At 41.8% G+C, this 26,378-nt stretch carries 21 protein-coding genes; 12 read left to right on the top strand and 9 right to left on the bottom strand.

The genetic code is table 11. From position 1 onward, the window contains the following. Positions 1–67: 67 nt before the first annotated feature. The 3 genes from RM368_RS25545 to RM368_RS25535 all read left to right on the top strand — a co-directional run bounded on the left by RM368_RS25545 (position 68) and on the right by RM368_RS25535 (position 4,343). Entirely contained in the window at positions 68–817 is a 750-nt protein-coding gene (locus RM368_RS25545; RefSeq protein WP_322696626.1) for a 16S rRNA (uracil(1498)-N(3))-methyltransferase, read from the top strand. Positions 818–885: 68 nt separating this feature from the next. Further along, positions 886–1,950: a tetratricopeptide repeat protein gene (locus RM368_RS25540; RefSeq protein ID WP_322696625.1), complete on the top strand. Its 1,065-nt coding sequence runs from the start codon at positions 886–888 to the stop codon at positions 1,948–1,950. An 86-nt stretch (positions 1,951–2,036) separates the two neighbouring features. Next, on the top strand, positions 2,037–4,343 hold the full coding sequence (locus RM368_RS25535) for a VIT domain-containing protein (protein ID WP_322696624.1): 2,307 nt from the start codon (positions 2,037–2,039) through the stop codon (positions 4,341–4,343). 34 nt (positions 4,344–4,377) lie between these two features. On the opposite strand, the gene RM368_RS25530 is transcribed toward RM368_RS25535, so the two are convergent. Then, positions 4,378–4,941 carry a hypothetical protein gene (locus RM368_RS25530; protein ID WP_322696623.1) on the bottom strand — a complete coding sequence of 188 codons (564 nt, stop codon included), beginning with the start codon at positions 4,939–4,941 and terminating at the stop codon, positions 4,378–4,380. Between the two features lie 703 nt (positions 4,942–5,644). On the opposite strand from RM368_RS25530, the gene RM368_RS25525 reads away from it, so the two are divergent. Continuing rightward, positions 5,645–6,280 (top strand): triacylglycerol lipase, encoded by a 636-nt coding sequence (locus RM368_RS25525; protein ID WP_322696622.1) that lies wholly within the window; start codon positions 5,645–5,647, stop codon positions 6,278–6,280. Positions 6,281–6,356: 76 nt separating this feature from the next. Here RM368_RS25525 and RM368_RS25520 read toward each other — a convergent pair whose 3' ends face one another. After that, positions 6,357–6,788, bottom strand: a complete 432-nt coding sequence (locus RM368_RS25520; RefSeq protein ID WP_322696621.1) for a VOC family protein — start codon at positions 6,786–6,788, stop codon at positions 6,357–6,359. A gap of 402 nt (positions 6,789–7,190) precedes the next feature. Between RM368_RS25520 and RM368_RS25515 the strand changes: the two genes are divergently transcribed. The 4 genes from RM368_RS25515 to RM368_RS25500 all read left to right on the top strand — a co-directional run bounded on the left by RM368_RS25515 (position 7,191) and on the right by RM368_RS25500 (position 13,911). Beyond that, the gene (locus RM368_RS25515; protein WP_322696620.1) at positions 7,191–8,012 is read left to right on the top strand and encodes a TIGR00297 family protein; all 822 of its coding nucleotides are present in this window, start codon (positions 7,191–7,193) and stop codon (positions 8,010–8,012) included. 390 nt (positions 8,013–8,402) lie between these two features. Continuing rightward, positions 8,403–9,185 (top strand): peptidylprolyl isomerase, encoded by a 783-nt coding sequence (locus RM368_RS25510; protein ID WP_322696619.1) that lies wholly within the window; start codon positions 8,403–8,405, stop codon positions 9,183–9,185. After that, positions 9,134–11,836 (top strand): type I secretion system permease/ATPase, encoded by a 2,703-nt coding sequence (locus RM368_RS25505; protein ID WP_322696618.1) that lies wholly within the window; start codon positions 9,134–9,136, stop codon positions 11,834–11,836. Before RM368_RS25510 ends, RM368_RS25505 begins: the two co-directional genes overlap by 52 nt. 452 nt (positions 11,837–12,288) lie before the next feature. Continuing rightward, positions 12,289–13,911 (top strand): S8 family peptidase, encoded by a 1,623-nt coding sequence (locus RM368_RS25500; protein WP_322696617.1) that lies wholly within the window; start codon positions 12,289–12,291, stop codon positions 13,909–13,911. Between the two features lie 385 nt (positions 13,912–14,296). Here RM368_RS25500 and RM368_RS25495 read toward each other — a convergent pair whose 3' ends face one another. The 3 genes from RM368_RS25495 to RM368_RS25485 form a co-directional block, all read right to left on the bottom strand. After that, entirely contained in the window at positions 14,297–15,805 is a 1,509-nt protein-coding gene (locus tag RM368_RS25495; protein WP_322696616.1) for an HlyD family efflux transporter periplasmic adaptor subunit, read from the bottom strand. Between the two features lie 63 nt (positions 15,806–15,868). Next, complete coding sequence (locus tag RM368_RS25490) at positions 15,869–16,744, bottom strand: SDR family oxidoreductase (RefSeq protein WP_322696615.1); 876 nt, start codon at positions 16,742–16,744, stop codon at positions 15,869–15,871. Between the two features lie 226 nt (positions 16,745–16,970). Then, positions 16,971–17,348 (bottom strand): hypothetical protein, encoded by a 378-nt coding sequence (locus tag RM368_RS25485; protein ID WP_322696614.1) that lies wholly within the window; start codon positions 17,346–17,348, stop codon positions 16,971–16,973. A 129-nt stretch (positions 17,349–17,477) separates the two neighbouring features. On the opposite strand from RM368_RS25485, the gene RM368_RS25480 reads away from it, so the two are divergent. Continuing rightward, positions 17,478–17,669 (top strand): hypothetical protein, encoded by a 192-nt coding sequence (locus RM368_RS25480; RefSeq protein ID WP_322696613.1) that lies wholly within the window; start codon positions 17,478–17,480, stop codon positions 17,667–17,669. 486 nt (positions 17,670–18,155) lie between these two features. Beyond that, a complete protein-coding gene (locus RM368_RS25475; protein ID WP_322696612.1) occupies positions 18,156–19,169 on the top strand; it encodes a GUN4 domain-containing protein in 1,014 nt (337 codons plus the stop codon). Between the two features lie 325 nt (positions 19,170–19,494). On the opposite strand, the gene RM368_RS25470 is transcribed toward RM368_RS25475, so the two are convergent. Together RM368_RS25470 and RM368_RS25465 are read right to left on the bottom strand one after the other, a co-directional pair. Then, complete coding sequence (locus tag RM368_RS25470; protein ID WP_322696611.1) at positions 19,495–20,397, bottom strand: S1 RNA-binding domain-containing protein; 903 nt, start codon at positions 20,395–20,397, stop codon at positions 19,495–19,497. Between the two features lie 128 nt (positions 20,398–20,525). Beyond that, positions 20,526–21,266 (bottom strand): dienelactone hydrolase family protein, encoded by a 741-nt coding sequence (locus RM368_RS25465; RefSeq protein ID WP_322696610.1) that lies wholly within the window; start codon positions 21,264–21,266, stop codon positions 20,526–20,528. A 276-nt stretch (positions 21,267–21,542) separates the two neighbouring features. Here RM368_RS25465 and RM368_RS25460 point away from each other — a divergent pair, with 276 nt between their 5' ends. Together RM368_RS25460 and RM368_RS25455 are read left to right on the top strand one after the other, a co-directional pair. Beyond that, positions 21,543–22,526 (top strand): GntR family transcriptional regulator, encoded by a 984-nt coding sequence (locus RM368_RS25460; RefSeq protein WP_322677438.1) that lies wholly within the window; start codon positions 21,543–21,545, stop codon positions 22,524–22,526. A 273-nt stretch (positions 22,527–22,799) separates the two neighbouring features. Continuing rightward, positions 22,800–23,999, top strand: coding sequence for an FAD-dependent monooxygenase (locus RM368_RS25455; RefSeq protein ID WP_322696628.1), 1,200 nt, complete (start codon positions 22,800–22,802; stop codon positions 23,997–23,999). Positions 24,000–24,013: 14 nt separating this feature from the next. Here the strand turns inward: RM368_RS25455 and RM368_RS25450 are convergent, their stop codons facing one another. Together RM368_RS25450 and clpX are read right to left on the bottom strand one after the other, a co-directional pair. After that, positions 24,014–24,934: an alpha/beta hydrolase gene (locus RM368_RS25450; RefSeq protein ID WP_322696609.1), complete on the bottom strand. Its 921-nt coding sequence runs from the start codon at positions 24,932–24,934 to the stop codon at positions 24,014–24,016. 97 nt (positions 24,935–25,031) lie between these two features. Then, entirely contained in the window at positions 25,032–26,372 is a 1,341-nt protein-coding gene (gene clpX, locus RM368_RS25445) for an ATP-dependent protease ATP-binding subunit ClpX (RefSeq protein ID WP_292775233.1), read from the bottom strand. Positions 26,373–26,378 lie beyond the last annotated feature (6 nt).

The following is a 26,378-nucleotide window of genomic DNA, read 5'->3' as shown; positions in this document are numbered from 1 at the left end:
CATCAAGGGTACATTTTACCTCCATTGGTAAATTCTTTCCTAGAAATCACCTAATTTATTAAGAAAAATGTCTCAACTGCAAAGAATTGCGATCGCACCCTCCCAATTCCAACAAGGGCAAATTTTGCTTACCAAAGAACAGCAACATTATTTGGGGCGCGTGTTGCGCTTGCGTGAAGGCGATCGCTTTATTGCAATGGATGGTAGAGGAAAATGGTGGTTAGCGCAGTTAGCAGGAGAACAAGCACAGGTTTTAGAAGCGCTTTTGGTAGAAACAGAATTACCTGTATCGATTACGCTGATGGTGGCATTGCCCAAAGGCAATGGATTTGATGAAGTAGTGCGGTGTTGTACAGAGTTAGGAGTAACTTGTATTGCACCAGTATTGAGCGATCGCACTTTACTTCATCCTAGTCCTCAAAAGCTCGAACGTTGGCGGCGCATCGCAGCCGAAGCCGCCGAACAATCAGAGCGTTCATTCGTGCCGACAATTTTAGAGCCTGTTGCTTTTAATACAAGTTTGTCATTAGTCATTAGTCATTTGTCATTGGCAAATAGTCAGCAATATATCTGTGTGGCGCGTGGTGAGTTTCCCCATTTAAAAGATTGCTTACACCACAAAGGACAAATGACAAATGACAAAGGACAAAAAACAATTGTCATTGCTACTGGCCCAGAGGGAGGATGGACAACACAAGAAATTGAAAATGCGAAGTCAGTTGGATTTCAACCTGTTTCCCTTGGTCGCCGCATCCTGAGAGCAGTTACAGCCCCAGTAGTAGCATTATCCTTGATTACCGCAACTTGTGAAGTATAAATGATTTATAGCTCACGCAAAATTACTTTTGCGCGAGACATCACTCTAACGTGTATTTAAAGTAAGTGATGATTGAGCAAGTTGCGATCGCCTTTGAGCATAAAGACTATCAAACAGCAGCTAAATTACTCAAACAGCTGCAAAAAGAATCACCCGAAAATCCTTGGGTACAATATTATCTCGGTCGGCTATATGAAGTATCCCAAAAGCGCCAAGATGCAGAACAAATTTATCGGCAATTGCTGCGAGATACAAGGAACGCGAAAATAGTAACGCTCGCACGCCAAGGTTTGCGACGGCTACAAGAAATGGAGCTAGAAGAAAGACAAAGAGCTATTTCCCAAGCAAAATCTGAACCAAATAACACCGAACTTGGCGTATTAGTCTTAGAGCCACTCAGCACCGAGATGAAAACAGAAGCATCTCGAAAATTTGCTCAGATTATGCAGCTAGATCCCTACACTGCACGGCTGATACTCCCAAGTCGTGGCTGGAGATTGTACCGCACTGGCCAAGTAGGAGAACTAAAATTTTATGGCAAACAGCTACAGCAGGCTGGTATTCCTTGCTTTTGGGCAACAATAGCACAAATTCAGCAAATTCAAGTTTATCAAGTCAAACATTTCCAAGCATCTACCCCACAAGCTACTGTTGTTTGCCGAAACGAAGTCAATCAACTTGGCTCTCTCACCTTTGACTGGTCAGAAGTCACAGCAAGAGTAGTAGGACTTTTGCCCATTTTTGAACAAGTTATAGATGTTGATGCCCGCCGTAAACTGGAATGGAAAACCCAAACACAAGACTATGCTCAGTTTTGTGATTTACACATACCTGGTAGGCGTTCCATTCTCCGACTTTATGATAACGGCTATGAATTCCAGCAAGGTTTAGAAATCATTTCTCAAGCTAGCCAAAATACAATCAGAATTAATTGGAATAGTTTATCAAGTTGGATTGACCAGCAACTACCTCAAGTCAAAATCTGGTCAGATTTCACGTCTTTTGCAGATACAACATTAGATCAAACAGAAATATTGAGTCATATCAAGTCTCACATCGATCTGTTTCGTCGAGAACAGACTAATTGGGATTCAGCTTTTCATTTGTATAGTGGACTGGTGTTTGTTAAATAATTCGTAATTCGTAATTCGTAATTCGTAATTAAGTTACTTATTGCCTACTTTAAAAAGTAAGTTCACAAATCAAATAGGAGTGTTCTATGAATATAGTAAGTGCTAAAAACCAACATCTAGGGGGTTTGTATGTTCAATCGCCTCAAGGAGAACAACTAGTTTTTCCACTCAAGCATACAGAGGTTCTAGCAAAAATTGCAGGTAACTTGTCACGAGTTGATGTCATTCAAAGCTTTGAAAATACCTTCACGCAGCCTTTAGAAGCAGTCTATATCTTTCCGTTACCTGATGAGGCGGCGGTGGATGATATGGAAATCAAAATAGGCGATCGCATCATCAAAGGTAATATTAAAAAACGTGAAGAAGCACAACAAATCTATGAAAAAGCCAAACAAGAAGGACGCACCGCCGGACTACTAGAACAGGAACGAGACAACATTTTTACCCAATCTCTAGCTAACATCAAACCTGGCGAACAAATTGATGTCACAATTCGTTATACCGAAAGTTTAAAATTTGAGGCGGGAAACTACGAATTTGTTTTCCCGATGGTGGTGGGGCCAAGATATATTCCGGGAACGCCGATAGATGGTAGCGGTGATACAGACCAAGTCCCTGATGCTTCCCGCATTACACCGCCTGTAGTCCCAGAAGGAATGCGATCGCGTCACAATATTAATGTCACAGTAGAAATTGATGCAGGTTTACCAATTTCTGAAGTATGTTCTCCTTCCCATCAATTAAAAATTGAACACTCAGGTCAAATTGTGCGGATTAAATTAGCCGGAGAAGATACAATTCCTAACAAAGATTTAATTCTCCGCTATCAAGTTTCTGGTCAAGAAACTCAATCTACAGTACTAATCCAAGCCGACGATCGCGGCGGACATTTTGCCATATATTTGATTCCAGCTTTGGAATATTCTACTGATGAGATTGTTCCCAAAGATGTCGTATTTTTGGTGGATACTTCCGGTTCCCAATCTGGCGATCCGTTATGGAAGTGTCAAGAATTAATGCGGCGATTTATCAATGGGTTAAATCCCAACGATACTTTCACAATTATTGATTTTTCCGATAGAGTCAGACAGTTATCGCCAACACCTCTGCCGAATACACCAGAAAATCGTGCCAAAGCGATCGCTTACATTAACAATTTACAAGCTGATGGCAGTACAGAAATGCTCAGTGGCATTCGTACAGCTATCAATTTCCCCACACCAGCCGGAAGATTACGCAGCGTCGTACTTCTAACAGATGGCTATATCGGTAACGAAAATGAGATTTTAGCAGAAGTACAACAGCATCTCCAACCAGCAAATCGCCTTTATAGTTTTGGTGTTGGTAGTTCAGTTAACCGTTTTTTACTAAATCGCATTGCCGAAATTGGCCGGGGAATATCCCAAATCATTCGTCATGATGAACCCACAGAAGAAGTAGCCGAAAAGTTCTACAGGCAAATTAACAATCCTGTACTTACGAATATTCAAATCTTTTGGCAAGGTGACACAGAATCGCCTGTGATTTACCCAAAGGTAGCGCCTGATTTATTTTGCGAACAACCATTAGTTTTGTTTGGTCGCAAACAAGATAGAGTTGGAGGTAATCTACAAATCTCCGGCATTGCTGCGGGCGGTAAGCACTATGAAAAAACGTTTAACCTCATATTTGAGGAAACAGGAAATCTTGCTGTGGCGCAGTTGTGGGGACGCGCTCGCATCAAAGATTTGATGAATCAAATGGTGAGTTTTGAAACTAAAGCTAGTGTAGAAGCAGTTACAGAAACAGCCTTAACTTATCAACTGCTTTCTCAATACACCGCTTTTGTAGCTGTCAGCGATGACGTGCGGGTTGAACCAGGAAGCGAATACTTGTCTATGCAAGTGCCAGTGGAAATGCCGGAAGCAGTTAGTTACGAAGGAGTGTTTGGCAATGCCCCGGCTGGTGGTTTTGCGGGTCAAATGGAATTCTTAACCTTATCAGCACCAGCTCCAGATTTTCTTCGGCAAAAGCGATCGCCACAATCTCCAGCAGCCAAAGAAGTTGAGAAGTCTTTGAGCTTTGATTTCGAGGAGATGGAACAAGATGAAATATTAGACGCAGCCATCAACCATCAGTTAGAGGTCATCAGCATCACTGGCTTGGATAATACAGAAATTGCTAATCTAACCCGACACCTTCAGCAACTAAACTTTCCTTCAGGCTTCAGTGGTGAAATCGTCTTTGAGTTCACCGTCAACAAAGGTCGGGTAGAACGGGTAGTTTTGGATGAGCAAACCTCTACCCTAAAAGATCCACTTGTAGTGGAGAAAATTAAGCGATCGCTCTTACTTTGGAGAGTTTCCTCATCTACAACTGGCAAAGTTATCTTAACCTTGCATCTTCACACTTAATCTATAGAGACCGTAAATTTACGGTCTCTACGAATTATTTAGGTGTTTTAATCTGACGTGCCATGTCTAGATAAGCAGTCATATTCGCTCCTGGACGACGACGACCATTAGAGCTAGTAGCCGAAGGAGCCAGATATTTTGGTGCAAAGGTTGTTTCAGTTGGCTGCTCTTTAAGTACTTTGGCTGCTGCGGCTTTTTCCTTGTTGCCCGGTTCAACTTTAAGACCCTCAGCAGTCTGGACTAGTTGAACATCGGCTGGTTTGGGATTTTTAGCTGATTTTTCCTTAGTCTTAGCCTTAGTAGCAGCGGTTTTTGTTCCGTTCAATGAATCTGGCTTGGATGGAGTTGGTGTGTCTGATGTAATCGTCTCTGCTACTTTCTTCGCATTTGATGCAACTGTCGATGTAACTGTCTCTGCTACTTTCTTTGCGCTTGATGCTACCTCTTTAGCAGCATCTTTGGCAGCATCTTTGGCTTCGTCCAATTCTAAGAAGTAGCCGTTGCTTTTCTTCTTCCCCGGTAATAATCCGGTAAAGAAACCCAGAATACCCCCAAGGAAACCCTGAATACCCGAAATTAACTTTTTGATAAAATCCATTACAATTACTCCTGCCTTTTACCTTTTATATTTGCAACTAGACCGTAATTGTTAAAAATTACGACAAAATGTTACATTATCTACTTGTCGTCACACCGCTCTGGTGACAACCCTTATAGGTTTGTGCTTAATTAACATTGTAGTAAAACCACAGGGCAAATGTTCTATTGCAAGCATTTGCAACCTGCACACACCGAGAACTAATTATTAAATTTTACTGTAGCTAAGAGCAAGATTCTGAAAGCAAGCTTTACAATAATTAACATTTCTTTGTTTGATAAATACCCAATTGAAGTTAAATAAGCAGTTTGCTCTACCCAGTCGAAGGAGTGTCATAGCCTATTGGCAAACGAATGAATTAATTTGTAAAACTTTATACAAGTTTTCTTTGAAAGCATTTTAGTTTTGTTTGCAACAATAACTTTTTAGAACTTAGGCAAACTCTACGAACTCTTGGCGTTCTTCTCTTCTCTATAAGAGGCTGCGCCAACGAAACGCTTCTCTTTCAGAGACACTAAAGCCAACGCGTTGGCGGAAGCCTCTCGTAGAGAAGGCGTCTTGGCGGTTTGATATATTAAGCTTTTTGGCTATTTTTGCGTAAGTCCAGCTTTTAAAGAATCCGAAAAACAATAGCTTCAGTTTGTAGAGCAGTATGTGTCTACAAAAGTGAAATACACCCCTGAATCTTAGTTAGATTTTGTAAATGAACATTGAAAATCAACAACGCAATCCCGTTTTGTTAATACACGGCATTGACGACACAGAAGCAGTTTTCTATAAAATGGCGGCTCAATTAAGACTACAGGGTTGGTCTGTACATTCTCTGAATCTAGTTCCTAATAATGGTGATGTGGGTCTTGATCAATTGGCAAAACAGGTAGCAGATTATGTTACAGCGACCTTTGCACCAGAACAACGCCTAGATTTAGTAGGCTTCAGTATGGGAGGAATTGTCAGCCGTTACTATGTTCAGCGATTAGGAGGAATTAACCGCGTGCAGCGGTTTCTTACCATCTCTTCGCCCCATCATGGAACTGTGGTTGCTTATGGTTCTCGCCGTCCTGGTTGCCTACAAATGCGCCCCGACAGCATTTTTCTCAAAGATTTAAATTCTGATGCTGTAATGTTGGGGCAGCTAGATTTTACATCTATCTGGACACCTTATGATTTAATGATTGTCCCAGCAAATAGTTCACAAATGCCCGTAGGGAGCCAAGTAATAGTACCAGTTACTCTACACCCTTGGATGCTGACAGATCCCAGGAGTTTAAGAGTAGTCACAGCAGCTTTAGCAAAGCCTATTCAGTTACCCTTGCTGAATAAAAAATCCAGTCAGTAGCTAGAATGCTTGCTACGTTTGATTTATTCATCTTTAATTACGAATTACGAATTACGAATTACGAATTACAAATTTCTTAAATCCTATCCCCAATTTGCGTATGTTCGTAACTCCCAAAAATCGCCTCTGGATGACGATAATACTTGAACTCCATGAGATTATAAAAGGGATCTTCTAAAAAGAAAGTGCGATGCTCAAGAGGAGAACCGACAAAACGATTTTTGGTTTCTTCACGAAAAAGTAGCTGTTGTTGTTGTGCCCTTTGTAGTAAGTCTTGCCAGTCACGTTCTTGGGTAAAAATTAGCCCAAAATGTCTGGGATAGATAGTTTGTTGCGGTGCCAAAGGTTCTTTTGTGACATGAGCCACTAATTGATGACCGTAGAGATTGAGTATCAGGGCATGGTGGTTTTCACGACCAGGAATGCAGCCCAAACCATCTACATAATATGCTTTTGTTTGGGCAATGTCAGTTACAGGGAAAGCTAGATGGAATAAAGTTTGGCTCATAACTTATGTGAGAAAGACTAGTAATTTCTGCCATCTATAATTTATGCTATTAAGTTTTGATTGTGGTTAATTTGAACACAGTTTTTATTGATATTAACTTATATTCTTTATCCTTATTACTAATATTGGGGACTGAGTAATACTTCAGCTACTATACTCTGCGGCTACGGAGAAGAGTCTACCTAACTCAAAAGAAGTTTTGCATTTTTTTAATCATTGCAGTGTATATCTAATGACACCATTGATGGTTTGACACTCAGCTTTCAGAGCTATGTCTACGCAAGTTAGTTAATAATACAAACATATTACTTTACCTAGAGAGGCTGCAAAAATAAAGTACTAAGCATCACAAATTCGTTATTCTGTTGATATTCAGACAAAATTACTCATGATTAATTGCTGATGTCATCCTCAATAGATTCTGTAAATCCCTGGTTAGTAGCAGTAGTATTAAACACAATTTTATTGGGTTTAGCTTGGATTGCTCCTAAAAAGCTACTTACCCCTGCTGGATTATTCCACGCCTGGTTTTTGGCCATCTTAATTTGGGTAACATTAGGCTGGCAAGGATATGCAGTAGTAATGTTCTATTTTTTGGTTGGTTCTGGCGTTACCCGCATCGGGATGGCGCAGAAGGAAGCAGAAGGAATTGCTGAAAAGCGTTCTGGGGCAAGAGGCCCAGAAAATGTCTGGGGTTCGGCTTTGACTGGGGCGCTGTGTGCTTTGGGAGTAGGAATAATAAATTCGGGATTACTTATACCTAGTTCCCAATCCCTAATCCCCAATACTTCGGCTTCGCTCAGTACAAGTCTCCAGTCCCTATTATTACTAGCCTATGTAGCGAGTTTCAGTACAAAGCTGGCCGATACCACTGCTAGTGAAGTTGGTAAAGCTTATGGTAAAAGCACCTTTTTGATTACCACACTCCAACCAGTACCTCGCGGCACAGAAGGAGCGGTAAGCTTGGAGGGAACTTTAGCTGGGATTGTGGCTTCTGTAGCGATCGCACTTGTGGGTTGGGGAGTTGGCTTAATCGATTTATTGGGAGTCGCTTGGTGTGTGCTAGCAGCATTTATTGCCACCAACCTAGAAAGTGTAATTGGCGCAACACTGCAATCTAAGTATACCTGGCTGACCAATGAAGTAGTAAATATTTTTAATACATTAATCGGTGCGATCGCATCTGTACTACTTGCTTGGACATGGATAACTTTCATTAACTAGACTAGCGAGAATAAACAATTACCATTACTCGTTTAAGTGGGGCATTGAGCAAAACAATTCCGTTAATTGATAGCGGGGCATTTAGCCCGTTATCAGTTCCAGATTCCCCACTCAGCACTCTTGAAGAGCATTAGTAGAAAATAAATAACTAATTTGCCTTACTACTGCGCCACCACTAATATTTTCAATCCTGATTTTGTCCCCACTAGACTGTAAAAGTGATCGTGGCAAATTATTTTATTTACTAGTTATATAATTTTTTGACCATTTAGATGTAATTATTTCATGGAATCTTTATCATTTTTATCTATTAATGACTAGATGATTTCTATATGATTTAATTTAAATAAAAGTCCTATAATTGTTTAACAATTTTCACATAATTAGTTCATGGAATCTTTATCATTTTTGACAATTAATGACCAAACAATTTCTATAGAGCAAGCAGTAAAGTACCTGCAAGCTTCTGGAAAATTGGGACAGTTCATTGGGGATATTCTCCGGCAGTACGTAATTGAGGAAGAAATTCGAACACGAGATGATATTGAAATTAGTACCGCAATCACTGAACAGTCAATTATTGACTTTAGACTAAAAAATCAACTCACTGACCCCCAAAGTTTTCAAGAATGGTTAAAGACAAATAACACGGATTACGCTACTTTTCACACATCGGTTGCTTTTGGTTACAAGTTAGAAAAGCTGAAAGCTGTAGTGACACAAACAAAACTTCCAGAATATTTTATTGAGCGCAAAATTTTCTTGGATCGGGTGGTACTTTCCCGGATTGTTGTTGATAATCGAGAATTAGCAGACGAACTCCAAACCCAAATTGAAGAAGGAGGTAGTTTTGAGCAACTAGCTAAAGAGTATTCCCTTTCAGATGACCGAATTGTGAATGGCATGATGGGAATCGTCAGCCGAGGTAGTATGCCGGATATATTACGGGCAGCTATTGATGTGGCCAGTCCTGGACAATTGATCGGACCAATAGAAATCGTTGGCAAAGACTCTCCCCAAGGAGAAGGGCCTTATGGTTTGTTTCGAGTAGAACAATTTCTACCAGCGTCTTTAGAAGATACTCAACTACAGCAAGCACTACAAAATGAGTTGTTTGAAAAATGGCTAGCAGAGAAAATTCAAAAACTGACAGTCAAGTTACAAGTGAGTTAAAAACTCTGGATAATGAATCTTTACGATTAAAAGTGCTAGCTTCTTTGCCTTGGAATCAGCCACCGCTATCCTGGCTGACTCCCGAACAACAATCCCGATTGGAAAATGAGTGCCAAACCCGCCAGTATCGTCTTGGAGAAAAAATCTGGTCAAACGATGTCGGTGGCTATCAATTTTTAATTGTGGCTGGGAAAGTCCGCTTGCGAGAAGAAGGGATTGGCAAACCAATAGCCGCCCTAGATGCAGGGGATTGGTTTGGCGACTTCCAAAAGCTATCTGCGGATTTTAAAGCTGTAGCTGCTAGTAAAGAAGTGGTAGTAGTTTGTTGGGAAACTGCGTTGTGGGCAGAATTTTCTCACCCACAAATTCAAGAATTTTGGCAAGCGTTACCAGTAGAGATGGAAGGACAAAGGGAGACATTTTCCTTCTCTAGCACTCCTTCGGTAACTTCAGCCTCAGACGGGACTTCCAGCCCCCACAGCCTCCAACCCCAAAAAGGACTCCCAGCCGCCAATTTAATAGCTGCAATTTATCCGTTTGTTGCCAGTTGGAATACCGCTGCTGCCTGTTTAACAATGGTGGCGCAACAGTTAGAAAATTCTGTGCAACTGGAATGGGTACAGCGTCAACTCAGAGGACAAGGCCCAAAACAGGTTGTGGAAGCAGCAGAAAAGTTAGGGTTAGTGTTGCGGCGCTTACAAGTGAGTTGGAGTGAGTTGCGACAGTTGTCATTTCCAGCTTTATTGCTGTGGAATTCTGACTCACCCCAGAGTCCATCCTGGGTGGTGGCTTATGGAGTTAAAGGCGATCGCTTAATCATCGCTAACCCTCTAAATCCCGAACGAACTTGTGAAAGCTTGCCGCAATCTATAGTTGAGGCGTCTTGGGATGGACGATTGTGGCAAGTAGAACTCATATCCCAGCAAGAAAAATTTAACCTCAGTTGGTTTACTCCAGCAGTTTGGAAGTATAAAGGATTGCTCACAGAAGTATTGTTAGCATCTTTTACCTTGCAGCTTTTGGGATTAACAACACCGCTAATTACCCAAGTCGTCATTGATAAAGTGATGGTGCAGGGGAGTTTGCCAACTCTCGATGTCATGGCGATCGCACTTTTATGCGTAGCCATATTTGAATCCGTACTTGGCATTCTGCGCCTATTCATCTTTACCCATACAGCTCGCCGTTTGGATTTGAGTTTATCAGCGCAGCTATTTCGCCATCTGATGCGTCTGCCATTAGCTTATTTTGAGTCGCGCCGCGTCGGAGACACAGTAGCAAGAGTCCAGGAACTCGAACAAATTCGTCAGTTTCTCACAGGTACAGCATTAACTGTAATTCTAGATAGCATCTTTGCTGTGGTCTACCTGGCATTGATGTTTTACTATAATATTCCACTTACCTTTGTGGCCTTAGCAGTACTGCCGCTATTTGCCACATTGACGATAGTTGCAACACCAATTCTGCGTAACTGGCTCAACGAAACTTTTAACCGGAGTGCCGATAGTCAATCGTTTCTAGTAGAGACAGTGACGGGGATTCACTCCGTTAAAGCCCATGCAGCCGAACCAGTAGCCCGCGATCGCTGGGAAGGCTTATTTGCCCGCTTCATTCGCACTGGCTTTAAAGCTTCTACTACCTCCAATATCAGCAGCAACATTGGTGATTTTCTCACGAATTTTTCCACGATGCTGATTCTCTGGTATGGAGCCAAGTTAGTCATCGAACAAAAACTTACAATTGGACAGCTTGTTGCATTTCAAATGCTGTCTGGTAGAGTTACAGGCCCGCTTTTGCGCTTAGTACAGTTGTGGCAAAACCTTCAACAAGTGTTACTTTCTGTAGATCGCATTGGTGATATTCTCAACGTTTCCCCCGAAGCTGAACTGGGAACTGGCTTAGTTTTGCCACCCCTGAAAGGACAAATCACCTTCGAGCAAGTATTTTTCCGCTACCGCCCGAACTTTGACGCAATTCTGCGGGGAATCTCTTTCAGTGCCGAACCAGGGCAGTTTGTTGGCATTGTCGGACGTAGCGGTTCTGGGAAAAGTACCCTGTCTAAATTATTGCAACGCCTCTATCAAATTGAATCAGGACGCATCCTGATTGATGGTTTTGATATAAAAAGTGCCGATTTAGCCTCACTAAGGCAACAAGTTAGTGTAGTTCTCCAAGAAGACTTTTTATTTAACGGTTCTATTTTGGAAAATATCACTCTCGGTAGTCCTGACATTACCGCAGAGCAAGTAGTAGAAGCGGCAAGATTAGCCGTAGCCCACGACTTCATTAGTCAATTACCCTACGGTTATGAAACCAATGTTGGCGAACGCGGTACAGCTTTATCTGGTGGACAGAGACAACGCATTGCTCTTGCAAGGCTATTTCTTTCTCAAGCGCCAATTTTAGTTTTGGATGAAGCTACTAGCGCCTTGGATAGTGAAACAGAACAACAAGTGCTGCAAAACCTGCAAAAAATTTCCGCCAACCGTACCGTGTTTCTGATTGCTCACCGCTTTGCACCCCTTAAACGTGCCGACTTGATTTTGGTATTGGAGCAAGGCGTAATTGCCGAACGTGGTACTCACTCACAATTGTTGCAACAAAGGGGTTTGTATTGGTCACTATATCAACGGCAGCAAGCAAACATTTAGCAAACATTTAATAGATTTAACTAACTCAAAGCTTGTGGCTACATAAAAAACAAACCTTTGCAAAGCGGCTTAAGCATAGCCTTTGGCGAATGGAGCATAACTCCATTCGCTATTTTAATTTTGTTGATACTTCAGTGTGTGTGTAAATAACTTTTATCGCTAGCGATCGCAGCAATTTTAAGAGTAACAAAAGAAGTCATAACGCTATGTTGTCATTTTTGCATTAGTCTCCATTCATACATCTCAAATATTTAAGATTTACTCGATAAAGTTACTCTTAATAAAAACCGTAATTATCAGAAGGTTTTTTGGTAATAAAATTAGCATTTTGTTATTAAATTTCATAGTAATTATTGAGAATGAAGTTTGATTCACCCATTGAAATCTTTTGATTGTCAAGGTTTCAATGCTTCAAGCTGTCAAAAAACGGTTGCTATCTTTGAGAAAAACTTATGCACATTGATGATGCTAATAACAATATATTGTCAAAAAAACAGCTAAATACCACTTCAATTTCTTCATTAGATAGCTTTCATACAAAAGATAATTACAGCCTCAACTTCAGCAGACGTAGTAGCTATAACTCAGCCGATGCTGATATGCAGTTGCTAAATAACGATGAATCTAAAAATAGTAATAATGCTTTTAGCACTCAAAATTATAACTCCACTAATGGCTATGGCTTGATTAATGGAGCAGCAGCAGTGGCTAGAGCTATTGGTCAAAATACCTTTGCTGATGTTCCCGATCTCGGTGGCAATAATTGGGGAGCAGACCTAGTTAAAGCACCGGAAGTTTGGGCACGTGCATATACAGGCAAAGGCATTGTTGTCGCTGTTGTAGATACTGGAGTTGACTACAACCACGAAGATTTAAAAAATAATATCTGGACAAATAGCAAGGAAATTGCGGGTAATGGTATAGATGATGATGGCAATGGCTATGTTGATGATACTTACGGCTGGAACTTTGCCGATCAAAACAACAACACCCTAGATGACAACGGTCATGGTACTCATGTTTCCGGCACGATCGCAGGAGAAAATAATAACTATGGTGTCACTGGTATTGCCTACGATGCCAAGATTATGCCTGTCAAAGCTTTAGATAGCTCTGGCTCTGGTTCCTATAGTTCCATATCTAAAGGTATTCGCTACGCTGTAGATAATGGAGCTAATGTAATTAACCTTAGTTTAGGAGGCGGATCTTCTAATCGCACTCTAGAGTCAGCCATTAACTATGCCAGCAGTAAAGGAGTGATTGTCGTCATGGCAGCAGGTAATGATGGTGGCTCATCACCAGAATATCCCGCCCGCTATGCCTCCAAGTCAGGAATTGCCGTTGGGGCAGTAGATAAGAATAATAATTTGGCCGACTTCTCTAACCGCTCTGGAACAAATCAAATCGCTTACGTCACAGCTCCCGGAGTCAATATTTATTCATCAGTTCCGAATAATCAATATGCAACTTATAGCGGCACATCTATGGCAGCTCCCCACGTTGCTGGTATCGTTGCCCTGATGCTTAGTGCTAACCCTAACCTGACTGATGCCCAAGTACGTCAGATTGTCACAGAAACCGCAGAAAATAGTACGCAAACTACAAGCTCTAGTTTTAACATTTCTCATGTCAGTTCTCTAGCGAGTCAGGTAATTGCAGAAACCGCAGGAAATAACACACAAACTACAAGCTCTAGTTTTAAAATTTCTCATGTCAGTTCTCTAGCGAGTCAGGTAATTGCAGAAACCGCAGGAAATAACACACAAACTACAAGCTCTAGTTATAATAATTCCAATTTTGGTTCTCTAATCGGTCAGGGAATTACAGAATCCACGAGATATCTAACACCAGAAACGATCGCTAGTTGGAATAATTTTGATTTTAACCCTGTAATCGGTCAGGGAATTACAGAATCCACAAGATATCTAACATCAGAAACGATCCCTAGTTGGAATAATTCTGATTTTAACCCTGTAATTGGTCAAGCAATTACAGAAACCACAAAATATCTGATATCAGCCGAAGGTAATAACATATCAACAAATCCAGAATTATGGTCGCAATTTCAAAGCTAGCAGAAGATTTTGGGTAGCATCAATGTGAATAACAATCAGAATGATAATAATCCAGATTTTGTCAAACTACTAGAGGGAATGCAAAAACAAATAGATCGGTATAAAAAATTTTTGGGATAGCTTGAAAATTATAGCGATTTGCAGTTGAGTTCAATACTTCTCGGTTAAGAGAATTAACCTGCTCGTCATTAGTAAATTGTCTCGTTCCCAGTCTCTGACTGGGGATGTTCGTCGTTGAGGCTCCGCCTCAAGACTTGCGGCAGAGCCGCTTTTGAGTTGCATTTCCAGCCAGAGGCTGGAAACGAGGTTTGAAAAGGAGTTTGAGCTTAAGTTGACACCAATGAACAATGCTAAACCCTTACTTGTGGTTAATCTAACAGACTTCCTACCTAACAGAAAATGCCTCGCTGAATCGCCGCGTCACAGGTTCAGTAATAAAGGTCAAAATTGACTTTTTACGAGTAACAATTTCACCTGTAGCAGCCATCCCTGGTGTAAATTCTACTTCTTGACCCCGGACGTTTACTGAGTGTTTATTTAGCTTAATTCTCGTCGGAAAAACTAAACCCAATTCTTTATCAGCAATTGCATTTGGACTGACTTGCATAACTTCGCCATCCACAATGCCAAATTCCTGGAAGGGAAAAGTCGCCATTTTCACTTTTGCCTTCATTCCTTGACGAATAAACCCAATATCACGGTTGAGAACTTTTACTTCTAGAAGCATTTCTTCGCCTTCCGGCAAAATTGACAGCAATTCTTCACCCGATTGTACTGGCCCCTTGGTGGCTTTGACTTTATAAATTGTACCGGCTACGGGAGCTTCAATCGTTTCTAAAGCTTGTTGCTTCCTCGCCTGCTCTAATTGACCTTGTACAGTTGTCAGTTCTTCTTTACGCTTATTATACTGCGTCAAAATTTCGCTTTGGCGTTCTGATGCTACACGCTGGGCTTGACTGCGTGCAGCGTTGTAAGCTTGTTCTGCTTGGCGAATTTCTTGGACTTGAGCAGCAATATCTTTTTCTAATGATGTGACTTTATCTTGAGCCTCTGTGATTCTATTCTGGGCGTTGATGACTTCATCTTGCGATCTAGTGATTTCTGTCTTTGCACGAGTTAATCTTTCTTGGGCATCCAGGTAATCGACACGAGGCACAGCGCCAGGAGTAATTAGAGTACGTAGGCTTTTTTCCCTTTCTTGAGCAAGGGCTAAATTACTTTCAATTTTAATTCGGATGCTATCTGCATTCACAAGGTTGGTTTTAGCATTCGCAAAGCTGCTTTTAGCATTAACTAAGTTATCTTGTAACCTGCTCAAGCGGACTTTAGCTTGATCTATGAGTGCTATTTGGCGATTTGCTTCTGCTTCTGCTGCTGCTTGACGCGCTTGGAAGTCTTGCAAACGAGAACTTAAAAGTTCATCTTGCAGTTTCGTCCCAGCAGTTTTGCTTCCAGTGCGTTCTGCATCCAAACGTTGTAAATCGTCTTGAATCAACCTGCTAGATTTAGCTAGGCGGGAAACATCGGTTACTTGCAAGTCTGGATCTTTTTGAATCAGAACTTGACCTTTAGTAACGCGATCGCCTTCTTGTACTTTAACAGCGACAATTGACCCTCCACCCAAAGATGTCACCGGTCTTACCTGTGTAGAAGCAATTAATTCCCCCGGTGCTGTTGCGACTTCATCGATTTGTGAGAAGTACGCCCAAGCGATCGCCCCAAATACAATGGCGCTCATCGTTCCCGCTAGTAATCTAGTGTACAGGGGTGGTAATTCCTGTACTGCCTTCCCCAACTCATAAGTAAGTTGTTCCTCCGGTTGGGCGAATCGCTCTTTTGTCTGACGTGCTTGAGCAGCATTTACCATATATTTTTGTCCTTTGTCCTTTGTCATTTGTCATTTGTCATTTGTGCTTGGTTATTCACTAATGACCAATGACTAATGACAAATGACTATTCAAACTGCTAAATAGCGCCGCAAAAAACTGTCTAATGTTTCCAACTGGAAGTTATAAATTGCTTCTAAATTGGCAATTTCATCTTTTGTGCAGAAAAATTCATTTGCTAGTAATGTACGAAAAGTTCCCAAAGCTTTTTGGGTTTTAGGATTAAATAAACCCAATGCACTCTGTAACCCATCAACGAGAAATAGGGGTGAGTTAATTATTACTGGTTCTTTGGCGAAAATCCGACCAAAAATTCGGGGAATATCTTCTCGTAATAAAATCTCTGGGCCGCCAACGGGTAAAATCTGATTACGAGCGCCTGCAACTGTCACAGAATCCACCACTATCCTTGCCAAATCGTCAGTACTGACAATTGAGGTACGGTTTTTGCGATCGCCAACCAGCAGATACAATCCCGTTTCCCGAAATCGTTCTACTAGTGGCAGCAAGTTAGATGCTAATCCAGCTGGGCGCAAAATAGTGTAATTTAAGCCACTAGCTGCTAAATATCGCTCTACTGCTCGTTTGGCTTTGAAAACGGGAGCATCTTCATAACCGCGATCGGCTCCCAGTACAGAAATAAAGACAAAATGCTCTACACCATTGGCTTTCGCCTGGTCGATGAGTTCAATATTAGCGCGGTAATCTAAAGATAAGGCATCGCTATCGGAACCGTGGGCGCTGATAATATACCGCACATCCTGACTAGCTTTCTGGATATCTTTTTCCTCTAGCAAGTCACCAATGAAAATTTCTGCACCCCTGTGTTCTAACTCGCTGTAGCGCGAATTAAGGCGGACAAATGCCCGCACAGACTGTTCTCGTTGTCGTAGGAGTCGCACAACTCTGCGGCCAATTCCTCCGGTTGCACCAGTTACCAGAAACATATAAATACCTAAATTGAATAGTTACAGCGTTTATAGTTGTCAAAATGCTCGATATATGCTCATAATTCATTGAGCAATATTTAAATAGATGTGAGTGTATTTTTATACTTTATTCCCATGCTCAAGATATCGTCATGCCAATAAGTCATACCTTATTTATTTTAATACTTTAAAAATGATCCCCCACATCCTTGTAGATGCAGGGGATAGAATAATGGGATTAGTTTTACTGGCTCAACAAGTCAATAGCTTGTTCAAGCGACATCTTAGCCTTGTGCAAATTTAGCAGGTTTTCCTGGTCGTATCGGTCAGGATAGCTCATTTTCCTGCCCTCTAAAGTTATCCGAATTAGCGCTGCTTGCTCATCTGTGGGTGAATTCATCTCATCTATAGCAGAACTGATGACCTGGATAGCGTTAAAGTTAGGGGATTTTAACCCTTTACCTTGCTTCATTTGTTGCAGCGCTAAAAGTGGAAATGCCATCAGAGTTACGATATACGAAGTTTTGTATCCTGCATTTCCAGTTGGTTTGATGCCGTATCTACGACACAAGTCGCGTAATTCTTTAATCGTCTTGATTTCAAGTTCGGAACGCGTGAACATAAAATAGTAGTGTCCATTTTTGATATTGGATATTGGTGGTTGTACTTCCGGCAAGTTGTAGCAACCACCAAAAAACAATTTAATCTGCTGCCTACTAGTGATTCAACTTATATTTATATTTATACATAAATGCCTAACCCTAAAGGTCATCCAGAAAATTTAAAACCATTTAAATCAGAGAGGGAAGAACCTTTAAGTGAGCGTCTTAATTTACGTGTCACAAAAACTATGAAGGAAGAACTATCTACAAAAGATGATCCTCCAGAATTTTGTCGTCGTGCAATCCAGGAAGCATTAGATAAAGATAAAGAGAATGCCTAACCCTAAAGGTCATCCAGAAAATTTAAAATCATTTAAATCAGAGGCACTTTTAGATCCCCCCTAACCCCCCTTAAAAAGGTGGGAACCGGAATCAAAGTCCCCCTTTATAAGGGTGATTTAGGGGGAACTAGAACTTTTTATACCGAACAATACGACTTTTCAAATATCCTCTAAGTCAAATGCCATTTTGCTTTTTAAATTCGATTTTAGGGACTCCTAAATAAAAAAATACTTAATTACTTCTTGTGGGGTGGGCAACATGAGCGTCCATAGCCAAAAGCTGTTAAGATGACCACTCCACAAGATTGAATAATTTATTTATTGGAAATCCCTTATTCATTTTTCTGATGTATTAACTAATAACTTAAGTAAGTAAGCAGGAATAAATCAAACTATATTACGTAATATAAAATTAATTAAAGTAGTAAGTATAGGGCGTTGGCAATTATTGCCAATATAGAGAAGTGGATGTTAGGAGACTTATAGATGAGTGACGAAAATCAGTTTGATGTCTTCCTTTGCCACAACAGCAAAGACAAGCCTGAAGTAGAACAAATTGCTCATGAATTAATAAGACAAGGAATTAAACCTTGGCTAGATAAGTGGGAACTTCGTCCTGGTTTAGCATGGCAGTCTTTACTAGAGGAACAAATAGAAAATATTAAATCAGCAGCAGTTTTTGTCGGTAGCAGTGGACTTGGCCCCTGGCAAAGTACAGAGATGAGAGCTTTTTTAAACGAATTTGTAGAGAGAGGTTGTCTCGTGATTCCCGTTTTGCTTGGGAATACACCACAGCAGCCTAAACTCCTAATTTTTCTTAGGGGTCATACGTGGGTTGACTTTCGGACAGATACAGAGGCTATGGAGCGGTTAATTTGGGGTATTACTGGAAAACGCCCAGAGCGAAAACCAAAGCTACAGCCAGTAATTCCAGCCGATGACCTCAACCTCAGTTCTAAAAAGGGAGTAAACTACACGCCATTGCGAGATTTGCTAGCAGCAGGCAAGTGGAAAGAAGCGGATGAGGAAACTTTAGCTGTCATGCTCAAGGCATCTAGCAGAGAAGAAGAAGGCTGGTTAAATGCCGAATCCATCAATAATTTTCCCTGTACTGACTTACGCACCATTGACCAACTTTGGGTAAAATATAGCAAGGGGCGCTTTGGCTTTAGCGTTCAAAAAAAAATTTATCTCGAATGTGGTGGGAAGGCTGACGGTGAATATTATCAAGAAGCCTGGAAAAAATTTGGTGAGCGCGTAGGATGGAGGGTGAAAGGAAACTGGATTATGAGGGATGAGGTAGCTTGGGTCACAGAAGAGATACCATTCGGACACCTCCCGGTAGCACCAGAATTTACATTATGGACACCTCCCGGTAGCACCATTAAAATTTTCAGGGAAGAATTTATAGGGAGGAGAAGGGCGTTTGGACATAATAGAGCTGAGGAGTCCCTCTTTTCTCGCGTCGTGACTTGTGAATTTTATTTTAATATATTATAAGCACTTTAGACTTTTATAAATATTTGTAATAAGGTTGTTTTCTACGAGTTGATCAACATTTCAGAGATCCGATACCTGGCACTGGGTGGTTGATGGAAGAATTCAGAAGTCAGAATTTAGGAGTCAGAATCAATCAGTGGGGAATTCAGATCCACAACTGTCTTGACTACCAGAAAGGAGTCTGGAAAAAGTTTTGCTAATTTAAAATTCCCCCACATCTTTGTAGATGCAGGGGGAGTATTAACAATTCAAAATTCAAAATTCAAAATTCAAAATTGTTTCAGATGAGGATTTAAACGCTTTGTGCAAGCAGCCCACTTCAAAACTATTCAGCAGCTTTGTTATTAGCTCTATTCGCACGCGCCTCAGCTGAAGCCATCACCTCATCGAAATTTTCTAGCACTTCGCCAGGGAAGTTTTCCAAAACTCTGGTAGAAAGAGCAACCCGCCCTTTGCCCTCATCCAAGTCAATAATTACAGCTTTAATTGGCTGACCAACTTGAAATACTTTTTCTAAAGAATCAATAAATTTCTGGCTTACCTGCTTGATATGAAGTAAGGCGCTCATCCCATTTAAATCGACAAATACACCAAAAGGTTTGATGCCAGTAACTTTACCTTCCACCAGTTGACCTAGTTCTAATAAGCTGAAGTTGCTAGAACGAGTTGCTAAACGCTGGGAAAGGATGAGTTTGTTGGTGCTTTTATTAATTTCTAAAAAGCCTACAGTCAAATTTTGACCTTTGAGTGCTTCTAAATTATCACGCTCTGCCAAGTGCGATCGCGGGATAAATCCCCGCAAAGAAAGAATATCGACGGTGACACCACCTTTATTTACACCCATAACCCGTACTTGCACAGTCTGAGCATTTTCCTGCATTTCGGCCAGTCGTTCCCAGATATGCTGAATTTCCAACTGCTTTCGAGAAAGGGTAACTTGCCCTTCTGCATCCTGATCTCGGATAATCAAAAATTGCATTTCCTCTTGCAATGGCAGCACTTCCGATAAATCGGTAACTGCTCTCAAAGAAGCCTCATCGCGTGGCAGAAAAGCTGACGACTTACCACCAATATCAACGTATGCTCCATCATGGTCAAGTTGGAAAACCTTGCCATTTACAAGCTGTCCCTTTTGAAATTGGTAGTCGTGTTTTTCTAGTGCTTTGGCAAAATCGTCCATTGTAAAGGGCGAATTGGCTGTTTGAGAAAGTTTCGATTCGGAATTCATGACTTTTGAAGATTAGTTGTTATTTGATATGCTGCAACTGAAGTTTAGATTGTCATTTGTCATTTGTCATTTGTCCTTTGTTATTCACCAATGACCAATGACCAATGACAAACTTCGCTGCGTATGCTTCAGTTTAGTTGACCAAAGAGTTGTTTTACTTGCTCCCAAGCATCGGCCGCAGCTTTAGGATTATAACTGGCACGATGGTCGCAGAAAAATCCGTGATCAGCTCCATCGTAGCGAAACACACGATGAGGAATTTTATATTTTTCTAACTCTGTTGCAATCTCATCTACTTGTTCAGGTGGGATGCTAGCATCTTCAGTGCCAAAGAAGGTATAGAGAGTACCTGATATTTCTCTAGTGCGAGTGACAGTAAGAGCGCCACCTCCTGGTGTGCGGGTAGTAATTCCAGCACCGTAGAAGGAAGCCGTAGCTTTAATATCTGGCAAAGTGGCTGCAAGATATGCGACATGACCGCCAAAGCAGAAGCCAATACAGCCAAAACCATCTTTTTTCACTTGAGGCAGATTTTTGAGGTAGTCAATTGCTAGTTGAATATCGCTCAATAACTCTGATGCTTGAGTTTGCATGGCGTAGCTTCTGCCCGTTTCAATATCTTCGGGTGTGTATCCAGTTTCAAAACCAGGAGCAATCCGTTGAAAAAGTGCAGGTGCGATCGCTACATACCCAAGTTTGGCAATTCGTTCTGTAACTTCCCGAATGTGAGCGTTGATACCAAAAATTTCCTGTAATACCACAACTCCTGGGTAAGAGCCAGGTTCTTTTGGCTCTGCAAGATAAGCAGACACTTGAATATTATCTTGCAAAAGATTAATCGTTGTGGTACTTGTTGCTTGCTCTGTCATAATAATTTTTACCAGTGCTATGTGATTAGCCGTGTGTTTATTTGATATAACTATGCCAGTATGCCTAGCTTTTTTCTAATTAAATTATCAATAACCAATAGTGAGTGCATTAGAAATTTGTATCAGAAAAACTTTATATGTAAATAAATATATTTGAGATGTAGCAAATGTAGCTGGTCACAAAAGGAGGCTGAGTTAAAAGTGTTGAGTATAAAAGCAACACTTAATACTCAAAACTCAGTACTCATTAGCACTTAGTATTCAGGAGGTTTGGTGATGATTCAATTCCGTATTCAGCCAGACAGCGAAATTCCCGCATCAACCCAGCTGTTTAATCAAATCCGATTTGCGATCGCTTCTCGGCAATATCCCCCGGCTTACAAATTACCAAGCACAAGGGCGTTGGCAATGCAAACGGGGTTACACCGTAATACCATAAGCAAGGTTTACCGTCAACTAGAGGAAGACGGATTTGTTGAAAGTATGGCTGGTTCGGGTATTTATGTTCGCGCCCAAGGTCATGAGGGCGGTAGTAGGCTGCAATCACCAATTCTCAAACAAAATCCTGATGCATATCAAGTTGTCCAGCAAGCACTTGATGAGTTGCTCTCCCAAGGATGTACGCTCAATCAAGCTAGAGAGCTATTTTTAGCGGAAATTGACTGGCGCTTGCGTTGTAGTGCGCGGGTATTGGTTGCAGTTCCATCTTATGATATGGGTGCTGGTGAGTTGATGGTGTATGAATTAGAGCGATCGCTAAAAATTCCAGTGCAGTTGGTAGCAATGGAAGAATTAACCGCTGTGCTAGATAAAACCACCTCTGCGACAGTCGTCACCAGTCGATATTTTATCAGTAATGTGGAAGCGATCGCAGCTCCAAAAGCTGCACGGGTCATTCCTCTCGATATCTACGACTACAGTAAAGAACTCAGCCTCTTGAAAACCCTACCAAAAGAAAACTGTGTTGGGATAGTTAGCCTCAGTTCCGGGATTGCACGAGCCGCAGAAGTCATCCTCCACGGTCTGCGGGGCGATGAACTACTGGTAATGACTTCGCAACCAAAAGATGCTTACAAACTTCAGGCAATGGTTAAACGGGCTGAGGTCATCATCAGCGACCAAGCCAGTTTTGCAGCAGTGCAAGCAGCCGTGCAAGCATCTGATGAAGATATTATTCGTCCACCAAAGCTGATTAAGGTGGAAAATTATATCGGTGCTAACTCGATTAACTTGCTAAAACGAGAACTGGGTTTAAGTTAATCTCAAGTTGAAAAAGAATTCAGAAGTCAGAATTCAGGAGCAAAGCCGGAGACGTTTCCGTTAGCTCCGGTCAGAATGCAATCAGTGGGGGATTCAGACCCGTCACTGAATTGTTGCACCACCAAATTTTCTTGTTTTGTGGGGGTGCAAAAACGCAGTTTATTCATCCGCCAGTCGCACAGAATTTAATTCTGAATTCTGGCTCCTTACTCCTGAATTCTGTTTGATAATTTTACCAACATCTTTGAGAGCAACTGATACAGGAGGGATAGGATAGTGCAGATTGTGATTGTGGGCGCAGGCCCAACAGGTGTAACCCTTGCCCTGCTTCTTGTAAAACGTGGTATTGCTGTAACGTTAATTGAAGCAGCAAAAGACTTTCATCGTGTATTTCGCGGCGAAGGATTAATGCCCAGTGGCTTAGAAGCACTAGAGCAAATGGGTCTATTGGCGTTGTTAGAGGATATTCCCCATCGGCGACTCGACGCGTGGGAATTCATTATCGGGGACAAGCAGTTGTTTCGAGTTGATGAACCAATGGGAGCAACCCGACCCTGTACACTGGTTTCACAACCACCACTGCTCAAAGCACTGATTTCGTCAGCTCAAACCAATAATGGCTTTGAATTCATCCAAGGTGTTCCGGTCAAAGATTTGCTGTGGAGTAATCAACGTGTCGCAGGTGTAGTACTGAGCGATGGGAGAGAATGTACTGCTGACTTAGTGATTGGGGCAGATGGTCGAAATTCCCTTGTGCGACAACGTATAGGCTTGGAATTGGTACGCCAGCCCAAAAATATTGATATTCTTTGGTTTAAACTTGCTGCCAGCCCTGAGTTTGCAGCCGATAATGTGTTTCGTACTATTGTAAATAGCGATCGCGTATTTACCATCTTTCACGGAGCGGAATCAGGAAAACTACACCTGGCTTGGGTGATGTCGGCAACCGAAAATACTGACTCCAAACAAGCCAACTGGGCAGAGATTTTTGCCTCACTATCGCCCTCATGGCTAGCAGACCATTTCCGCAATCATGCAGACACCATCGAATCTCCGATTCGGCTCTCTGTTGTGGTTGGTTATTGTCCCCAATGGCACGCACCAGGGGTATTACTTCTAGGTGACGCTGCACACCCAATGTCTCCCGTCCGTGCCCAAGGAATTAATCTTGCATTCCGTGATGTGATTGTCGCTGCTAATCATCTTGTGCCACTTTTGCAAAAAGAAGCTGGACACCAGGATATTGACATGGCACTATCGTACATCCAAGCAGAACGTCAGCCAGAAATTATCCGCGCCCAGCAACTTCAGTTAGAAGAAGCGAAACAAGGCGAACTACTGCGAAAAATTGCACTGGTGCGATCGCTGTTGATTCAACTTGCCCCCTTACTCCGTAAAATAATTAAAAAGTCTTGGTTAAGGCGACAATATAAAATGCGTCAAGGTATCACACAGGTACACTTAAGTGTCTAAAAAAGCGCCAGTAATTATCCCACTTGTGGTTTTGGCGTGTTAATTTGCAAAAATTCTTGTATTCGTTGCAGATAAGTTGGGGCATCTTCCAACATTGGGAAATGGGCCGTGTTAGGAATCATCACAAATTCCACTTTGTCATTCAATGCAGCCGCTTGACGCCCCATCTCGGCTGGAATAATCTTGTCATACTCTCCCGCCACAAGCAGAGTCGGCACTGTTAACTTGGCAAACTCTTGCGGCATCACTTCAGATTGAGCCTTACTGACTGAAGTAAAAATTGTTCCTAAAGCCGCATCGTAATCTGCTTCGAGAAAATCTTCCAAAAAAGCTTGCCGCTCAGAATGTGGTATGGAACTATATAAAAATCTAGCCATAAACATCCGGTCAACAAATGGGATTTTGCTTAACCATTTGGGACGGAATTTTACTACATAGCCACCGAATTTATGAAAAGCATTAAAAGATTTTTCGTCGTACTCGAAAATGCCGCTACAAGTTAAAATTCCTCGTTCTACTCGTTCGGGATAGCGGTTAAAAAATAAAGTGGCAACAGAAGCGCCCATCGAATGAGCATTGATATAAATACGCTGAAGATGCAATCCATGTAACAAAGCTGCCAAATCATCAGCGTATTCCTCTAATTCATAGGTTAGCTCTTCAATTGCCTCTGATTTTTCCTGGGGGGATTCCGATTCGGCAACAGCTTCACTTGCTTCGGCTATGGTTGGCTTCCCACCAGAACGGCCAAATCCCCGCATATCGTAGAGTAAACAATCAAATTGCTCTAATAAAGCATCAGCAGTATTTTGCCAATATCTAGCCGAACCAGCCCAACCGTGAATGAAAACCATCACTGGTTTTACCAAAGAACCGGATGGTTTTTTCACCCATTCGTAGTAATGCTCAACGCCACGAACATTAATATAAGGCATTAGTCATTTGTCCTTTGTCAGTTGTCATTAGTCCCTGGTATATGGTTATTATTCCTTATTTTTTGACCAATGACTAATGACTAATGACTAATGACTATTAAGCTGATTCTGGCTTCGGTAGTGAAGATGGATGGATTATCAGTTCAGCAGTCGATCGCTTCTCGACCATTTCCCTTGTAACTGTACAGCGTGTCACATCCTTACGGGATGGTAACTCATACATGACATCCAGCATTAATTCTTCGACAATACCACGTAATGCTCTCGCACCAGTTTTACGACGGTAAGCTTCTTGAGCGATCGCTCGTAAAGCATCTGCTTTAAAATCTAACTGAACATTATCCATCTTCAGCAGTTTTTGGTACTGCTTCACTAAGGCGCTGCGTGGTTGGGTGAGAATCGCCATCAGCGCTTCTTCATCTAGCGGATCTACTACTGCTACCATTGGCATCCGCCCAATAAACTCTGGAATCAGGCCAAATTTTACTAAATCATCCGGTTCTAGATGGCGAAGCGTGTCTGCTGCCCGTTTTTCTTTAGATTGGCCTTCTCCTGGCTGCACAAAGCCGATTGCTTTTTTGCCAACTCTCTGATCGACAATCTTTTCTAAGCCTACGAAAGCACCACCACAGACGAACAAAATATTACTTGTATCAATCTGGATGCAGTCTTGATAAGGATGCTTGCGCCCTCCTTGGGGTGGTACATTGGCGATCGTTCCCTCTAACATTTTCAGCAAGGCTTGCTGCACGCCTTCGCCAGAAACATCGCGGGTAATTGACGTGTTCTCGCTCTTACGAGCAATTTTGTCAATTTCGTCAATGTAAATAATTCCCCGTTGCGCTTCTTCTATATCCAAATCTGCCACCTGCAACAGTCGCAGCAAGATATTTTCCACATCTTCTCCCACATATCCTGCTTCCGTCAGCGTCGTTGCATCGGCTACGGCAAAGGGTACATCCAGGATTTTCGCTAGAGTTTGGGCTAAGAGAGTTTTGCCGCAACCAGTCGGGCCGATTAACAAGATGTTGGACTTTTGCAGTTCTATAGCATCATCCGCGCCAGGTTTGCCACTAGCTTTAGATTGAATGACTGCCAACCGCTTGTAGTGATTGTAAACAGCTACTGACAGCACTTTCTTGGCTTCGTCTTGACCAATAACGTGTTCGTCTAGATACTTTTTAATCTCTCTTGGCTTGGGTATTTGATTAAACGAAATACTAGCAGAGTGAGTGCGCCGTTTTTCCGGTGGCTCTGCTCTTGGTGCTGGTTGTGCTGCCGCACCATTAGTATCGAGTAACTCCTCGTCTAGTATTTCATTACACAAGTCAACGCATTCATCGCAGATGTAGACTCCCGGCCCTGCGATTAATTTACGCACCTGCTCTTGAGACTTGCCACAAAATGAACATTTCAAATGGGAGTCGTACTTAGACATACCAGC

Origin of the sequence: Nostoc sp. DedSLP03 (genome assembly GCF_034530815.1) — a bacterium.
Lineage (GTDB): Bacteria > Cyanobacteriota > Cyanobacteriia > Cyanobacteriales > Nostocaceae > Nostoc.
Note: the sequence above shows the minus strand (reverse complement) of the source record. Positions and strands in the feature narration are given on the sequence as shown.

Excerpts from the sequence above, each read along its gene's own strand:
- RM368_RS25545 (WP_322696626.1), top strand. The coding sequence starts at position 68 with ATGTCTCAACTGCAAAGAATTGCGATCGCACCCTCCCAATTCCAACAA.
- RM368_RS25540 (WP_322696625.1), top strand. The coding sequence starts at position 886 with ATGATTGAGCAAGTTGCGATCGCCTTTGAGCATAAAGACTATCAAACA.
- RM368_RS25535 (WP_322696624.1), top strand. The coding sequence starts at position 2,037 with ATGAATATAGTAAGTGCTAAAAACCAACATCTAGGGGGTTTGTATGTT.
- RM368_RS25530 (WP_322696623.1), bottom strand. The coding sequence starts at position 4,941 with ATGGATTTTATCAAAAAGTTAATTTCGGGTATTCAGGGTTTCCTTGGG.
- RM368_RS25525 (WP_322696622.1), top strand. The coding sequence starts at position 5,645 with ATGAACATTGAAAATCAACAACGCAATCCCGTTTTGTTAATACACGGC.
- RM368_RS25520 (WP_322696621.1), bottom strand. The coding sequence starts at position 6,788 with ATGAGCCAAACTTTATTCCATCTAGCTTTCCCTGTAACTGACATTGCC.
- RM368_RS25515 (WP_322696620.1), top strand. The coding sequence starts at position 7,191 with ATGTCATCCTCAATAGATTCTGTAAATCCCTGGTTAGTAGCAGTAGTA.
- RM368_RS25510 (WP_322696619.1), top strand. The coding sequence starts at position 8,403 with ATGGAATCTTTATCATTTTTGACAATTAATGACCAAACAATTTCTATA.
- RM368_RS25505 (WP_322696618.1), top strand. The coding sequence starts at position 9,134 with ATGGCTAGCAGAGAAAATTCAAAAACTGACAGTCAAGTTACAAGTGAG.
- RM368_RS25500 (WP_322696617.1), top strand. The coding sequence starts at position 12,289 with ATGCACATTGATGATGCTAATAACAATATATTGTCAAAAAAACAGCTA.
- RM368_RS25495 (WP_322696616.1), bottom strand. The coding sequence starts at position 15,805 with ATGACAAAGGACAAAGGACAAAAATATATGGTAAATGCTGCTCAAGCA.
- RM368_RS25490 (WP_322696615.1), bottom strand. The coding sequence starts at position 16,744 with ATGTTTCTGGTAACTGGTGCAACCGGAGGAATTGGCCGCAGAGTTGTG.
- RM368_RS25485 (WP_322696614.1), bottom strand. The coding sequence starts at position 17,348 with ATGTTCACGCGTTCCGAACTTGAAATCAAGACGATTAAAGAATTACGC.
- RM368_RS25480 (WP_322696613.1), top strand. The coding sequence starts at position 17,478 with ATGCCTAACCCTAAAGGTCATCCAGAAAATTTAAAACCATTTAAATCA.
- RM368_RS25475 (WP_322696612.1), top strand. The coding sequence starts at position 18,156 with ATGAGTGACGAAAATCAGTTTGATGTCTTCCTTTGCCACAACAGCAAA.
- RM368_RS25470 (WP_322696611.1), bottom strand. The coding sequence starts at position 20,397 with ATGAATTCCGAATCGAAACTTTCTCAAACAGCCAATTCGCCCTTTACA.
- RM368_RS25465 (WP_322696610.1), bottom strand. The coding sequence starts at position 21,266 with ATGACAGAGCAAGCAACAAGTACCACAACGATTAATCTTTTGCAAGAT.
- RM368_RS25460 (WP_322677438.1), top strand. The coding sequence starts at position 21,543 with ATGATTCAATTCCGTATTCAGCCAGACAGCGAAATTCCCGCATCAACC.
- RM368_RS25450 (WP_322696609.1), bottom strand. The coding sequence starts at position 24,934 with ATGCCTTATATTAATGTTCGTGGCGTTGAGCATTACTACGAATGGGTG.
- clpX (WP_292775233.1), bottom strand. The coding sequence starts at position 26,372 with ATGTCTAAGTACGACTCCCATTTGAAATGTTCATTTTGTGGCAAGTCT.